This window comes from Cupriavidus sp. DF5525, from assembly GCF_040149425.2.
GTDB classification, from domain to species: domain Bacteria; phylum Pseudomonadota; class Gammaproteobacteria; order Burkholderiales; family Burkholderiaceae; genus Cupriavidus; species Cupriavidus pickettii_A.
The window spans coordinates 1,883,095-1,896,901 of the sequence record NZ_CP168265.1; the positions used below are offsets into that span (position 1 = coordinate 1,883,095).

General features: G+C 61.1%; 11 protein-coding genes and 4 pseudogenes. 4 read left to right on the forward strand and 11 right to left on the reverse strand.

The window, feature by feature from the left end; translation table 11 throughout:
- Positions 1-58 precede the first annotated feature (58 nt).
- From ABNX08_RS08915 to ABNX08_RS08935, 5 genes and pseudogenes are all read right to left on the reverse strand, one after another.
- The gene (locus ABNX08_RS08915) at positions 59-1,204 is read right to left on the reverse strand and encodes a methionine adenosyltransferase (RefSeq protein WP_022534840.1); all 1,146 of its coding nucleotides are present in this window, start codon (positions 1,202-1,204) and stop codon (positions 59-61) included.
- Positions 1,205-1,256: 52 nt separating this feature from the next.
- A pseudogene (locus ABNX08_RS08920) lies at positions 1,257-1,406 on the reverse strand (ISKra4 family transposase); the annotation flags it as partial.
- 2 nt (positions 1,407-1,408) lie between these two features.
- Positions 1,409-1,831 carry a DoxX family protein gene (locus ABNX08_RS08925; protein WP_022534841.1) on the reverse strand — a complete coding sequence of 141 codons (423 nt, stop codon included), beginning with the start codon at positions 1,829-1,831 and terminating at the stop codon, positions 1,409-1,411.
- Positions 1,832-2,449: 618 nt separating this feature from the next.
- Positions 2,450-3,058 carry a hypothetical protein gene (locus ABNX08_RS08930; RefSeq protein WP_022534842.1) on the reverse strand — a complete coding sequence of 203 codons (609 nt, stop codon included), beginning with the start codon at positions 3,056-3,058 and terminating at the stop codon, positions 2,450-2,452.
- Between the two features lie 15 nt (positions 3,059-3,073).
- Positions 3,074-3,205, reverse strand: a pseudogene (locus ABNX08_RS08935) (DUF3622 domain-containing protein); the annotation flags it as partial.
- A 776-nt stretch (positions 3,206-3,981) separates the two neighbouring features.
- Here ABNX08_RS08935 and groES point away from each other — a divergent pair.
- Together groES and groL are read left to right on the forward strand one after the other, a co-directional pair.
- A complete protein-coding gene (groES, locus tag ABNX08_RS08940; protein ID WP_022534843.1) occupies positions 3,982-4,272 on the forward strand; it encodes a co-chaperone GroES in 291 nt (96 codons plus the stop codon).
- Positions 4,273-4,372: 100 nt separating this feature from the next.
- Positions 4,373-6,007: a chaperonin GroEL gene (gene groL / locus ABNX08_RS08945; RefSeq protein ID WP_022534844.1), complete on the forward strand. Its 1,635-nt coding sequence runs from the start codon at positions 4,373-4,375 to the stop codon at positions 6,005-6,007.
- A gap of 534 nt (positions 6,008-6,541) precedes the next feature.
- Here groL and ABNX08_RS08950 read toward each other — a convergent pair.
- Entirely contained in the window at positions 6,542-7,108 is a 567-nt protein-coding gene (locus tag ABNX08_RS08950) for a hypothetical protein (RefSeq protein WP_349606053.1), read from the reverse strand.
- Between the two features lie 632 nt (positions 7,109-7,740).
- On the opposite strand from ABNX08_RS08950, the gene ABNX08_RS08955 reads away from it, so the two are divergent.
- Positions 7,741-7,914 (forward strand): hypothetical protein, encoded by a 174-nt coding sequence (locus tag ABNX08_RS08955; RefSeq protein WP_349606056.1) that lies wholly within the window; start codon positions 7,741-7,743, stop codon positions 7,912-7,914.
- Positions 7,911-9,560, forward strand: a complete 1,650-nt coding sequence (locus ABNX08_RS08960; RefSeq protein WP_022534848.1) for an MFS transporter — start codon at positions 7,911-7,913, stop codon at positions 9,558-9,560. Before ABNX08_RS08955 ends, ABNX08_RS08960 begins: the two co-directional genes overlap by 4 nt.
- Positions 9,561-10,026: 466 nt before the next feature.
- Here ABNX08_RS08960 and ABNX08_RS08965 read toward each other — a convergent pair.
- The 5 genes and pseudogenes from ABNX08_RS08965 to ABNX08_RS08985 all read right to left on the reverse strand — a co-directional run.
- Positions 10,027-10,404 (reverse strand): annotated as a pseudogene (locus tag ABNX08_RS08965) (aminotransferase class IV); the annotation flags it as partial.
- A gap of 28 nt (positions 10,405-10,432) precedes the next feature.
- Positions 10,433-10,726 (reverse strand): hypothetical protein, encoded by a 294-nt coding sequence (locus ABNX08_RS08970; RefSeq protein WP_022534850.1) that lies wholly within the window; start codon positions 10,724-10,726, stop codon positions 10,433-10,435.
- A gap of 12 nt (positions 10,727-10,738) precedes the next feature.
- On the reverse strand, positions 10,739-11,821 hold the full coding sequence (locus ABNX08_RS08975) for an IS630 family transposase (RefSeq protein WP_022538139.1): 1,083 nt from the start codon (positions 11,819-11,821) through the stop codon (positions 10,739-10,741).
- A gap of 55 nt (positions 11,822-11,876) precedes the next feature.
- Positions 11,877-12,599 (reverse strand): annotated as a pseudogene (locus ABNX08_RS08980) (branched-chain amino acid aminotransferase); the annotation flags it as partial.
- 478 nt (positions 12,600-13,077) lie between these two features.
- Positions 13,078-13,698 (reverse strand): hemerythrin domain-containing protein, encoded by a 621-nt coding sequence (locus ABNX08_RS08985; protein ID WP_022534854.1) that lies wholly within the window; start codon positions 13,696-13,698, stop codon positions 13,078-13,080.
- Positions 13,699-13,807: the final 109 nt, after the last annotated feature.

The window sequence follows — 13,807 nt, forward strand, 5'->3', positions numbered from 1 at the left end:
CGCATGCGCACGAGGTTGTAGGCGGCCATGCTCAGCACGAACATCTGGTCGACTCGCTTCAGTCCGCGCACCTCGCCAGCTGTTGCGTCGCGAGTTCACGAACTTGCTGCTTCTGGGCGCTCGAGATGCCGCGCTCGGCCACGACATCAATGGCAAACAGTTGGGGCTGGTCGATGGGGCGTCCAATTCCGGAGAGAAGCCGGACGATGACTTCATCCGCGCCATCCAAGCTTGCCTGAATATGAGTGGCTAACCGGTGGGCGAGCACGTTGTAGAGCTTGCCGACATGTGACGCCGGGTTCTTGCCCGCTGCGGCCTCCAGCGACATTGGCCGATAGGGGGTAATCAGGCCATTAACTCGGCTTCCGCGGCCGACCTGGCCGTCATCACCATGCTCAGCGCTCAAGCCAGTGACCGTCAGGTAAATCCCGCTTTCGTCGCACGCATCCCGGCTATCGAGGGTATTGATTGCAATCTCACACTCAGTGCCGATGCGCTCGGCCAGATACGACTCAATTCGCCCCTTGAGGATGAAGTACTCGTCGACGCCGTGGACGCATCGGTCGACAAACGCCAGTGCAATAGTTAGACGGTGATGCTCGCCCAGCCGACTCCCCATTACCTTGTAATCGAGGCCCGCCGCCTCAAACACTCCCCTGTCGGCACGTGAGCGCAGAAGGTCGGCAACTAACAGGACCGCTCTTTCAAGCGATGAGGGTGGCGCATAGCCGACGCCAAAGGATGTGTCATTGGACAGTGGAAGAGACGCTGCATTGGGCACACGCCGGAGGTTCGGGGCTGAAGGGCGGAGGATTGGCTCGATGCGGATGTCATTGCCAATACCGCCCAAGGACGTTGCCAGGTACTCGCGAATGGCCTGCTCGACAATTAGCTCGGCCTTGGCCGACGGAAGTTTGGTAACAGGGCCGGACACTATCAATCGCGTTGAGCGCAGCACTTTGCCACCGCCGAACTTTGGCGCGCTCATGCCGCCGATGAGTAGCGCCTTGTCCAGATTGAAGTGCTGGACTGCTCCATAGGCTTCGAGGTAGGCGCGACACAAGGCGCGGGCCGCAGCTTCGACAGCCCCATCGCATAGGCTATCGGGATGTCCGATGCCCTTGTGCTCGCACATTTCCGTCGGCTCGCCTCGCCACGACGGCCCACTCGAAATAGAAATCGCAATGTTCTCCATGGTACGCATCTCGAACCCCTTTCACGCCGTCGCCCTGTAGCCATTCCCTGTAGCCATTCTTAGAGATGCGGCGTCCTTCATGCCTTGCCCCGGCATAGTCAATGAGTATGGGTGCGTTGTTCTCCAGAAATTCCAAAAGTCGCTGCGTAGCGCGCGCTGCTGTGCCTGCTGTGCAGCCGTAGAAAGGGTTTGGGATCTCTGCCGCCATAGCGCCTATGCGGCTCTTGCTTGAATACGTGATGACTCAATGGCGAATACAACCAGCATACCGCCCAAGATTGAGATATTCTTCAAAATGTGATTAAGCTGATTCAGGAAGTCTGCGGGATCGGCGCGCCAGAAGCCGTGGAAGATGATGGTCGTGGGCACCAGGAACAGTGCAAGAAGCAGCGCGCCTAACCGCGCGTTCCAGCCGGAGATCAAGGTCAGTCCACCACCAATTTCAATCACGATGGTTAGCACCAGAAGCAAATCCGGGCTTGGTAGTTCAGCACTGGCAACCCATGCAGAATAGGCCGCAAAGCTGCCGATCTTCAAGAGTCCGGAAAATAAAAAAAGAGAGCCTAGAAGGGCGCGACCGACAGTGTACGTTCGTGAAACGATCGTTGGCGTGAGGGACATAGTAGTCATGACCATGATAATTCTCCGGAACCAAACAGCGCCAGCAGGCGTTACTTATCAGCCGAATGTGCTAACGGAAACCTGGAGGCCTTCCTCGTTTCCAGGTTGTAGTATCGCGGTCATGACAATCCTCCTGCCTTGGCGGACGAGGCGCGAAAAATATCTTTGCCTGTTCGGAAGCGTAGGTCGTATGCGCACTTTCCCATTGATGCATCGCAAGCTAGATGCCAGATACAACATCCTGCCGACTTACCTTGGGGGTTGTCGTACATCAAGGTCGGCTCACCCTCTCCATTCGAGCCTCAACTCTTTCCTGAGAAAGGAGAGCGCGCCCAAGCGGGGGCGAGCTCCCCGGCACCCGTTGTGAGGCCAATGAGCCATCTAGAATGCAGGATGGCTTCCGACCCTCGAACTGCGACCTCCGTCCTTTAACTCCGAATCACACTTCACGCCTAGCGGCCTCCCCAGGTTTTGCACGCTCTCTTCTACGTCTCTCAAGTCAAAGCCTTCGCCGCATGGTTTGCACCCTCTGCGGCGGGCCAACTGGGTCTACGGGTAGCCTCCCTTCGGCGCCGGGCGTTCTCCGGCAGGCTTATGAGCCGCAGAGCATAACCTTTGCTTTGGTTACAGGCCCTATCGAGCTGGGAATCCGGCCAAGACCACCTGGAAATCCTCGAAGATTACGTAGTTCTCAGGTTCCATCGGTGTTCCATCGACTGCGTGGTTTGCGGCACGCTTGACCTCTTCTGCGGGCAATGGTCGGATGCCGTCGCCGGAGATGTAAACCCCATAGAGCGCTTTCCAAGGAATCGAAATTTCCTTGCCGCTGGAGTTCTTTATTGTTGTGCTGGTCCCGGGAATGAACTGGCGAATCGTTATGCCCGCGCTTGCGTAGCCACAAAGACAATCATCAAGCGACTTCAGAAAATCCGCTTCATGGCCAGGTGTGTATCCGACAGCCCCATTCTCAGCGATGTCGTAGGCCTTCGGATTTTGGCGCGTGGAGACGGTCACAATCTTATTTCCCGGAAGAGATCGAATGGCACTCAACAATCTGGCAGCATCCGGCGAGTTTGGCTGGAAAGGCTCGGTATATGCCTGCAAGGCCTCGACACGAACCATGCTGCTTTGCATTTTGGCGTTGCTCCGCGGTCCAAGCTCTTGAACGAGTGTCCGCCGCCGGCGCTTGCTCTCGCGGCGTCGAACTCTCAGGGCCTCACGCTGGCGCAGATAGTCGGCCAACTCCTTCTCCGCCCATTCGTGTGCTTCCTGGCGCGAGGCGAAACCTTTCCGCTCTCGTTCGATTGTGGTGCCCCTGGAGGTTCTGCGGCGAACTACGCGAGCGCAAAACCGGCCATCGACCATGGTTACTGTAGTGCAATACTTCATCGGTCAGTGCGAGAAACCCCGGCGTTCGGACCGGGGAGGGATAGCGCGCGACGCTAAGCGCCGCCCCAGCTCTCGCTCTCCTTGATAGTTGGCGCTATGAATGAATCCATCGCCGCGCTGGATCCTGCAGTGTTTGCATGAAGTGCATGCACCGTGCGAGCGACAGTTTGGAAGGTAAGCTTCTTCTTAAGTATATAGTTGAAGATGTTCGATGAAAAAAATCCGAGCATCCAGTTCCTTGGCATGTATGGAAATATCTGCGCGATTTAATTCTGGGCCTAACAATGGAGCACTGGTATTAGTCCCGTCTCGCAAGGAGACTTCCGCGAAGTCAAACTCGCTGAATTGAAGCTCGCGGCCTCGCCTTTGACTGTGCCACTGATACTGGCGGCCTTGAAACCGCTGCTGGGCGGAAACCCTCGTCCTGGCTGCCTTGAAGCAGGCACGCAGAAGCGAATAGTCCAAGACTATGGTTGCATCGAATTGGCATCGTCACATCTATGAGGCTGCGATCCCCGCAAAGTGCCGATGCTTCGTTTTTCAGTAGCATCCCAGCCACGGTCTCTCCCGCGTTCTGAGGAGAGCATGGCCGTGCGCAAGCACAAGCTCAGTTTTTCCACAAATCCGGTCTTGAAATGCCCATACTCCATCCCCATCATTCGCATTCGTCAGGGCGGAGTGCTAATAGCGCCTGTTCGATACACCAAATTTCAGACGGCATTGCCCTCGTGGCTGGCCGTTTTGTTCGAATAACACTTGCATATCTAGGAGCATTCATGAACCTTCGCCCTCTGCACGACCGCGTGATCGTCAAGCGTCTGGACAACGAAACCAAGTCCGCGTCCGGCATCGTGATTCCCGACAACGCCGCCGAGAAGCCCGACCAGGGCGAAGTCCTGGCCGTCGGCCCGGGCAAGAAGGATGACAAGGGCCACAATATCGCTCTCGACGTCAAGGTGGGTGACCGCGTTCTGTTCGGCAAGTACGCCGGCCAGGGCGTGAAGGTGGATGGCCAGGAACTGCTGGTCATGCGCGAAGAAGACATCATGGCCGTGGTTGCCAAGTAATCGACGCCCGTCGCACCAACAAATACCCCAGATTCCCGACCGTCCCCCTCTCATATAGAGAAGGCGCGCGACGGTCTTTCCAGATTCGGAGATTCAAGACATGGCAGCAAAAGACGTAATTTTCGGCGACGCCGCACGTGCCAAGATGGTGGAAGGCGTAAACATCCTCGCCAACGCAGTCAAGGTGACCCTGGGCCCGAAGGGCCGTAACGTGGTGCTGGAGCGCAGCTTCGGCGGCCCGACCGTGACCAAGGACGGCGTGTCCGTGGCCAAGGAAATCGAGCTGAAGGACAAGCTGCAGAACATGGGCGCCCAGATGGTCAAGGAAGTGGCTTCCAAGACCAGCGATAACGCCGGTGACGGTACCACCACCGCAACCGTGCTGGCCCAGTCGATCGTGCGCGAAGGCATGAAGTACGTTGCCGCCGGCATGAACCCGATGGACCTGAAGCGCGGCATCGACAAGGCTGTTACCGCTGCCGTGGAAGAGCTGAAGAAGGTCAGCAAGCCCACGACCACCAGCAAGGAAATCGCCCAGGTTGGCGCGATCTCGGCCAACAGCGACACCTCGATCGGTGAGCGCATCGCCGAAGCCATGGACAAGGTCGGCAAGGAAGGCGTGATCACGGTTGAAGACGGCAAGTCGCTGGCCGACGAGCTGGAAGTCGTGGAAGGCATGCAGTTCGACCGCGGCTACCTGTCGCCGTACTTCATCAACAACCCGGAAAAGCAAGTTGTCCAGCTGGACAGCCCGTTCGTGCTGCTGTTCGACAAGAAGGTCTCGAACATCCGCGACCTGCTGCCGGTGCTGGAGCAAGTGGCCAAGGCCGGCCGCCCGCTGCTGATCATCGCTGAAGACGTCGAAGGCGAAGCCCTGGCGACCCTGGTGGTCAACAACATCCGTGGCATCCTGAAGACCGCCGCCGTCAAGGCCCCGGGCTTCGGCGACCGCCGCAAGGCCATGCTGGAAGACATCGCCATCCTGACCGGCGGCACCGTCATCGCTGAAGAAATCGGCCTGACGCTGGAAAAGGCCACCCTGAACGACCTGGGCCAGGCCAAGCGCATCGAGATCGGCAAGGAAAACACCATCATCATCGATGGCGCCGGCGACGCAGGTGCGATCGAAGGCCGCGTGAAGCAGATCCGCGCCCAGATCGAAGAAGCGACCTCGGACTACGACCGTGAAAAGCTGCAAGAGCGCGTGGCCAAGCTGGCCGGCGGTGTTGCCGTGATCAAGGTTGGCGCTGCCACCGAAGTCGAAATGAAGGAAAAGAAGGCCCGCGTGGAAGACGCCCTGCACGCCACCCGCGCTGCGGTGGAAGAAGGCATCGTCCCCGGCGGTGGTGTGGCCCTGCTGCGTGCCCGCGCTGCGATCTCGGCACTGACCGGCGAAAACGCCGACCAGAACGCCGGTATCAAGATCGTGCTGCGCGCCATGGAAGAGCCGCTGCGCCAGATCGTGCTGAACGCCGGTGAAGAAGCTTCGGTGGTCGTTGCCAAGGTTATCGAAGGCAAGGGCAACTACGGCTACAACGCGGCTTCGGGCGAGTACGGCGACCTGGTCGAAATGGGCGTGCTGGACCCGACCAAGGTCACCCGCACCGCACTGCAGAACGCCGCTTCGGTGGCTTCGCTGATGCTGACCACCGACTGCGCCGTTGCCGAATCGCCGAAGGAGGAGTCGGCTCCGGCAATGCCGGGCGGCATGGGCGGCATGGAAGGCATGATGTAATTTGTGCCGACCGACTGCCGGCAGCGTGTCACAACCGCGCCGGCAGGCTGTCACAGCAAAAACCCCCGCGGGTGCGAATCCGCGGGGGTTTTTCTATGGGGGTTTGTGTTCGCGACTGCAGGCACCTGGCCGCGATCATGTGCGCCACCGTAATGGCAGGCTGACTCAGAGGCGACGCGTAAGTTTTCTTCGGCAGTCTTTCCTGGCGGCGTGGGTTCCGCCGTCGCCTAGCGACATTGCGGGACAACGAAAGCGGCCAGATTACATAGCGACGGCCGGCCTGGCGCTCGTTCCTGGTTGCCCCAACACTCCACGATCGCGATGCGCTGGCAGCGTTTGAGAAACGACGCTGTAGGTTCCGGAAGCCGCGGAAGGGCGCGAGTTCGAACAGCCCCCATCACCACTTCGGTATAGCTTCATTATTATGAAAGAACATAGCCGGCAACCTCCACGCTGGCTTGCCATCTTCGCGGGGCGGGTCTCCATCCCTGCCACGCCCGGAACTCAATCTGCCTCAAACGCGAAACTGGTCGGTCAAGCGTGCGCTTCGAGGTTATTTTCCCTCTGCGTCAAAATGCAATTAATCGCCAAGCTAGTTCCCAAACATGAACCCCTTGCTTCCAGCAATGGAGGCCACCATAGTTTCACGTAAGATGATGCCGCGCCTGCATGGCTTCGTGGCGTGCATCCTCCTCGCTGTGAGGATAGCCGTCTCGTCGTCGATAGCGAGGGTGTGCCCGAAGTTGTCGCGCACAATGCGCAGGTCTCCACCTGCTGGTAGGTCATGTGCGAACCAGCGGTGTGGCGCATCCAGTGTGCCGAGGAACTGGCCAGCCCCGCGGCTTGCGCCTCCCATTCCGGCCCGCTGCCCCGCAGACGCTCGGCTGCAAAGCCGTACACCTCTTTGAGGATCAGGTGCAGCGCGCTGCGTGACAGCGCTTTGTCGCCGCTGCCAATCACCGGCAGCACCAGCGAACGTTTCCCCCCACTGCGGGCCAGGCGACAACGCGTGCGCGCGGCGGTAGCGCGCCAGTCGGCAATCAGCTCGTCGGTCGTCGGCACCAGCCGGGTTTTGTTGCCCTTGCCGGTCACCTTCTGCACTACACGCCCGAAAAGAAAGACCCCCTCTGGACCCGCTCGGTCAGTCGCAGCGACATTGACCTAGTGGTGGGGGCCCTGTTCAATGTGCCGGGGCCGATGACAGGCGCGGCCTTCGCGATGATGAACCCGGTGGGCACGCTGCAGAAGTACACGCAGGGCGTGTTGCGCTCGCTCGGGGACGACGAGGCGCTGCGCGGCTTCCTGCGCATGGAGAAATGGCTGTACGACCAGCCTGACTACCCCGGGGAAGGCCGCACGGCAGGGGCTGGAGGATCTGTACCAGGACAACAAGCTGGTGCGCGGCGAGCTCGAGCTTGGCAATCAGCGCGTGGATCTTCACAACGTTCGCGCGCCGGTCCTCAACATCTACGCTACCGACGACATGTGGTTGCCCCGGCGGCCGCGCGCTGGCGGGCGTCGTCGGCACGCGGTACTATACGGAAAATGAGGTGCCTGGCGGCAACGGCATCTTTCGTCGGCGGCAAGGCCCAGACGATCCTCGCACCCACGATCGGCCAATGACTCAGGCAGCGCGATGACTTGTGAGGACGTTTAATCTCGCTAGTCAGGCGGACGGATTTCCTAGGAAACCTGAAACTCGCTTCCCGGTGAGCACGTGGGGAGCACTCGCGTTGAGCGAGCAGAATGCCGGTTCCGACGTGGCCAGCATGTTCTTCGAGGACTGCGAAGTTCCCGAAGTGAACGCGCTGGGGGGCATTGGGAATGGGGAGAAAGTGCTGATGAGCGGGGGACAGGAGGAAGTGCTGCACTATGGTGTGCGGGGTCACTCAATAGTTGAAGCATGACAAACTCTCTTGCGGTTTGGCTACGTAATCTGCTCCAGGCATCGCCGCTGCGTGAACCTTCCTTTCGGCACTTCTATTTCGGGTCGGTCGGCACGGCACTGGGCTATACGATGCAGGCGACCGTTGCGTCGTGGCTTATGGCGACGCTAACTCCTTCAGCGTTCATGGTGGCGCTGGTCCAAACGGCGAGCACGGTACCCACCCTGCTTTTCGGTCTGATCGCGGGTTCCTTGGCAGACATCGTCGAGCGCAGAAAGGTGATCCTGGTCGCGCAGGTGACGATGCTGGCCATCGTCACCATCCTCGGTGCTGCAGCTCTTGCCGGGATCGTCAATCCCGTTGCGCTGCTCGTCCTGACTTTCCTCTTCGGCTGCGGCTTCACCTTCTACCTTCCTGCGCAGCAGGCGAGCATTAACGAGTTCGTGACGCGGGACCAGCTTCCCGCGGCCGTGGCACTGAGCGCCGTCGCATTCAACTCGGCGCGCGCAACCGGCCCGGCGCTCGCCGGCGCCATCGCCGCGTGGCTCAGCCCAGGCAGTGCGTTATTGGCCAGCGCGCTGTTCTTCACGGCAATGATCGCCGCCGTACGCAGATGGAAGCACCGTGAGCATAGCCTGCCGGGTGTACCGGAGCGTCTGCTGACGGGCGTTCTCAGCGGCGTTCGATTCGCGCGGCACTCTTCCGCCATGCGAGCATTGATCATTCGCAACCTGACCTTCTGCATCTTCGCAAGTGCGTTCTGGGCATTGTTGCCGGTGATCGCTCGCGATCTGTTAAGCCTGGGAGCAGAAGGCTTCGGCTTGCTGTCGGCTGGATTCGGCACTGGCGCGATTGTCGGCGCCTGGTCGATTCCAAGGCAGCTCAAGCGATTCAGTCTGAGCAGCATCGTCTTGTATGCGACTGCGGCTTGGGTCGTGGCGATAGGAGTTCTTGCCTTCGCGCATGTCATCGCCGTTGCAATCGCCGGCGCCTTCGTCGCCGGTGTCGCTTGGGTCTGCGTCCTTGCCGGTGTTTCGGCAGGGATTCAGAGTTCGGCACCGCCATGGGTGCGGGCTCGGGCGGTTTCGATGAATCTGGTCGCCAGCCAGGCGAGTCTGGCGATCGGCAGCGCTCTATGGGGATGGCTCGCTTCGGAGGCTGGAATCCGGATGGCCCTTGCTGCATCCGCCGTGGGGTTGCTCGTCTTCTATCTGCTTACCTCCCGATTCCGCGCTGAGATGGGTGCAGAGGCAGATGTGATGCTGCGAAGTCACGCGCCGGATCTGGTCATCGCTGTCGAGCCGCTGCCCACCGACGGTCCGGTATTGATCCAGGTCGAGTACCGGATCGATCGACAGCACCTGAAGGCGTTTCTCCGGGCGATCGAAGCGGTCGGACCGACGCGGCGGCGCAATGGTGCGACCAGCTGGCGGGTCTTTCTCGATCTCGAAGAACAAGACCGCGTCGTCGAACGCTACGTCGTCGCATCATGGGCCGACTACCTGCGTCACAGGGCGCGCATGACCTTGGCCGACATCCAGCTGCAGGACAGCGCAAGGCAATTCCAGCGCGAGGGCGTTCCGATCCGCATCTCCCGATTGATAGGCGTCGACGCGGATGCTGCTTTCCTGGACCCTGTCGATCAAACGGAGTCAATTGTGAGGTGAGGGGGCATTGCCGCTGGACTGCGAGCATGGCCAGGGAGAGTCGACAAAGTCTGCGGCGGTGTGGATCCCTCGCTCTTCGGCGGCGAGAACGCGGGTTTGGGGGCGGTGTCTTCGCACCAAAGGGGACACCCCCTGCAGTTGCGCAGCAGCTTGCCGGCGCGATCCGGCAGGTCGTGTCCCAGCCTGAGTTCAAGACTTCGCTGGCCATACAGGCGGCGTCGCCTAGCCTCGCCGATGCAGACCAGATCCGACGCCCGCAAGCCGCCCAGATAGAGCACGGTCAGCACCGAGCGACAGTGGGCCGCGTGTAGGCGTTCCCGCGCCATCTTGGTCGGCATTGCGCGCTTCGCTCCATCGCAACACCTTGCTATTGACAGCGCCCGTCAGGCGCGGTCTTGCTGGTGTCCTCGCTGCCGGGGCTGCCGGGCCGGCCCAGACCCGGTCAACCCGGGGCAGGGCGCCGGGCTCAGGCGACGTAGTGGACCCAGCCGAGGGTGTCTGGCTCCTTGCCGCGCTGGATGCCGGTCAGCAGCGTGCGGAGGCGGCGGGTGACTTCGCCTTCGCCCCCGTTGCCGATCGTGAATTCACCGCCGGCATGGCGTACGTTGCCGATGGCGGTCACCACGGCGGCGGTGCCGCAGGCGAACGTTTCCTTGACGCGGCCGCTGTTGGCATCAGCCTGCCATGCGTCGAACGCGTACGGGGTTTCCGACACCTTGAGGCCTTCGCGGCGGGCCAGTTCGATGATGGATGCGCGCGTGATGCCGGGCAGGATCGTGCCGGACAGCGGCGGCGTCAGCAGCGAGCCGTCGTCCATGACGAAGAACACGTTCATGCCGCCTAGTACAACATCCCGGAAATAGCTTTAATAATTATGAGGGCTGTAGGTACGGCTCCAGGAGCGTGACGACCAGCTGGGCCATCTCGTCGAGCGAGCCTGCGCCAGGCAACGGCTCCCAACGCCCACTATGGGTGCGAAAGGCGGCGCCATAACGATTGCGGCCGAGCTCGGTCAGTCGAGCCACCACCGTTGGCTCCTCGTCGTCCAGACGTTTGATCAGCAGGTGACGCCCGTAGGCTTGCGTGACGATCTGCTCGTGGCCGAGCAGGCTGCGCAGTTGCCGCTGCAATTCGGCGGCGTAATGTTTGGCGGGTAAGCCTGTCATGTCGATCCTCGATTACGATGCGCCGGTTTGCAGCGGATAGCCCCGGAAACTCCATTTGAACGGGCGTGCCGCCAGATTGTGTGCGCGGACAAACTGCTCGGTGCGCTCGCGCAGGTGCACGATGCTGGTGTGGCTCGCATGGCGTAGTACCCGGCGCGTGTAGCGGGCAAACCAGAGTTCGATCTGATTGACCCAACTCGCGTGCAATGGCGTGAAGTGGAAGTGGAACCGCTCATCGTGCCGCGCGTTGAATGCCTGCCACACGGCCTGGGCGCGATGCGTGTTGAGGTTATCCCACACGACGTGCACCTGTTTGCCCGGGTACGCACTTGCCACGCGCTCCATGAAGGCGACCAGATCGTCCTGGGTGCGCCGGTCGCGGCATTCTGCCAGCACCTGTCCTGTATGGACGTCCAGCGCGGCAATCAACGCCTGGGTGCCGTGACGAATATATTCAAACTCACGCCGACGCAGTCGCCCCGGCGCGGGAGCGCGTCCCGGGTACTTGCGTTCGATGGCCTGAATGCCGGTTTTTTCGTCGATACTGAGCACCACCGCGTTTCGAGGCGCCTTGCGGTACAGCTTGCATATCCCATTGACCTTCTCGCGAAAGGCCGGATCCGGGCTGTGCAGCCACTGCTGGACCCGGTGCGGACGCACGTCGCCGGCCTGCAGAATGCGCTGCACCTGACTGCGGCTGATCTGCCCGACGACGCCGCGCTCCACGGCGCGCGCCACAATCTCGTCCAGCGTGGCCGTGACCCGTCCCTCAGGTTCCTGCGGTTCACATGCCAGCGCGATCAACTGTAGTCGCGCCTCGTGCGTAATGCGTGGCGGACGGCCACTACGCTCGCCCTCGCGAATGCCTTGGGCACCGTGCTTGGCAATGCGCTTACGCCACAGGCAGACCGTTTGTACCGATACATCCAATTCCCGCGCAATGACGGTATTGGAGTGGCCCTCGTGGGCCCACAACGCTATTCGTGCGCGCATGACATCTCGCTGTGCAGCCGTCTTGCGTTCGATCAGCGATAGCAATTCCTGTTGTTCTTTCTTCGCCAGCTTCACTGGCGTTGCATGGCGGCCTCGACTCATCCCGTCATGATATCGGAGGCGATTAATTATTCAAGCTATTTACGGGATGTTGTACTAGTTCCTCGATCCAGCGGTGTTCAGCGGCGTCAAGGAAGACCACCTGGTCGCAGCCTTTCTGCGATGCCTCGGTCTGCGCGATCAGGCTGGCCGCATAGTTGCCGCCGCACTTCGCTGCGCCGGTGCCGCCAGGCGCAGCGCGCGTGTACTGGTCCGACACCCACACCGTGACCGCCGACTTGCCGCCCTTGAAGTACGGGCCGACCGGGCAGGCGATCACGCAGAACACATACTCGGCCGCGGCGCGCACGCCCAGGAAGGTCTCCGTAGCAAACATAAACGGGCGCAGGTACAGGCTGCCGTCGCCGCCGCCCGGGATCCAGTCGCGGTCGATGTCTACGAGCGCTTCGACGGCGCGGAGGAAATCGGCTTCCGGCAGGTCGGCCATCGACATGCGGGCGGCGGAGGCGCGGAAGCGCTTGGCGTTTTCCTGCGGGCGGAACAGCGAAATCTTGCCGTCTGCGTCGCGATAGGCCTTCATGCCTTCGAAGATTTCCTGCGCATAGTGCAGGACGGCGCAGGCCGGGTCGATCTGGAACGGACGGCGCGCTTCCACCTTGGCGTCATGCCAGCCGCGCCCCTCGGTCCAGCGGATTGTGACCATGTGGTCGGTGAACACGCGTCCGAAGGTGGGGTCGACCAGCGCGGCCGCGATCTTGTCGGCCGGCGTGGGGTTGGGGTGACGCTCCACAGTGAACTGCAATTGTTTGTCGGCGCTCATGTTTCTGTGTCTCTTCGTCTTCGGCTAGTGATTCCAGATGTCCGATGCAATACATGCAAGACAGTCCCGGGATAAAAGGAGACAAGTGGCGGTAAGGCCGAACGCTTCCCTCCCATCCGGTGCATGGGCTGAAGTGTAACTCGATGGTGCGGTGCAGTATCGATCGACCGGTTAGGACGGATGGCTGAAGCCAAACCGCCAGGTTTTTAACGCTCCCGGGTCGAAGTGGCGCATTTATACGCGAAGTAGTGACAGTTTTATTTTTGTCTATGGCTTGGCAGCCAAGACACGCCATTGACCGGCGAAGCCCTGCAGCGCTTCATCGCGCGCACGTGGTCGACCTACCAGGCCATGACCAGGACGGTAGGGCTCAAAATGGAATGATGGCCGCGCTGAAACCGGGCGCGCTCATGGCGCGTACCGGTCCACGGCAAAAGTTTTGGGCCGAGGCCCGGCAGTGCCGCGAAACGACCGACGTTCAGTGCATGGACGCGTTCGCTTCGCTGTCGATCTGCTTGCGCAAGGTCGCGAAGCGCTTCTCCACATTGGCGCCGAATAGGGGATCGGCACTGGCCCAATCGATCGCGGCGACCTCCGCCCAGTCGGCTTCGGTCAGGAACCGGGCGGCGCGCGGCATGACCTGTTTTTCCTCGGTGGACAGATGGTTGCGGTAGTACACCAGGTACATGGCGGCTGCCGCTTCCAGTGCCGCTCGCGAAGTGACCACTTCGCTCTGGGCTTCACGCAAGCGATTGAGCAATTCCGCGCCGACCGTGGCGATCACGCGATGTTCCTGCAGTAACCGGCTGATGATGATCCGCGTGCCGGGATCCCGTTCCACGAGTAGCGCGTAGGCAACATCCTCGCGGGGATGGTGCACGCAATCGCCATAGCTGCGCATGTAATGGATGATCGTGGCCATCAGGCCGTAGTCTGGCTGCTCGCCCTGATGGAAAGTGCTGACCTGCTGTTCTAGCAGGTCGAGCAGGGAGGCGAAATGGACATGGTCGGTATGCCAGGCGGCAAGCGGTGACGGGCTGGGGGTGGAAAGCGCGGCGGAAGGTGAAGTCGGCAGCGAGGTGACGAGCGGGGTGGCCATGGCGCCCTCCTGGGAAGCTGGGCAAGCAGACCGTTGAGTCCGATGCGAATTGGGACTCGCGGGGCTCTCATTGACACAGTAGTTGCCCTGCACGATTTGCGTCTGACGC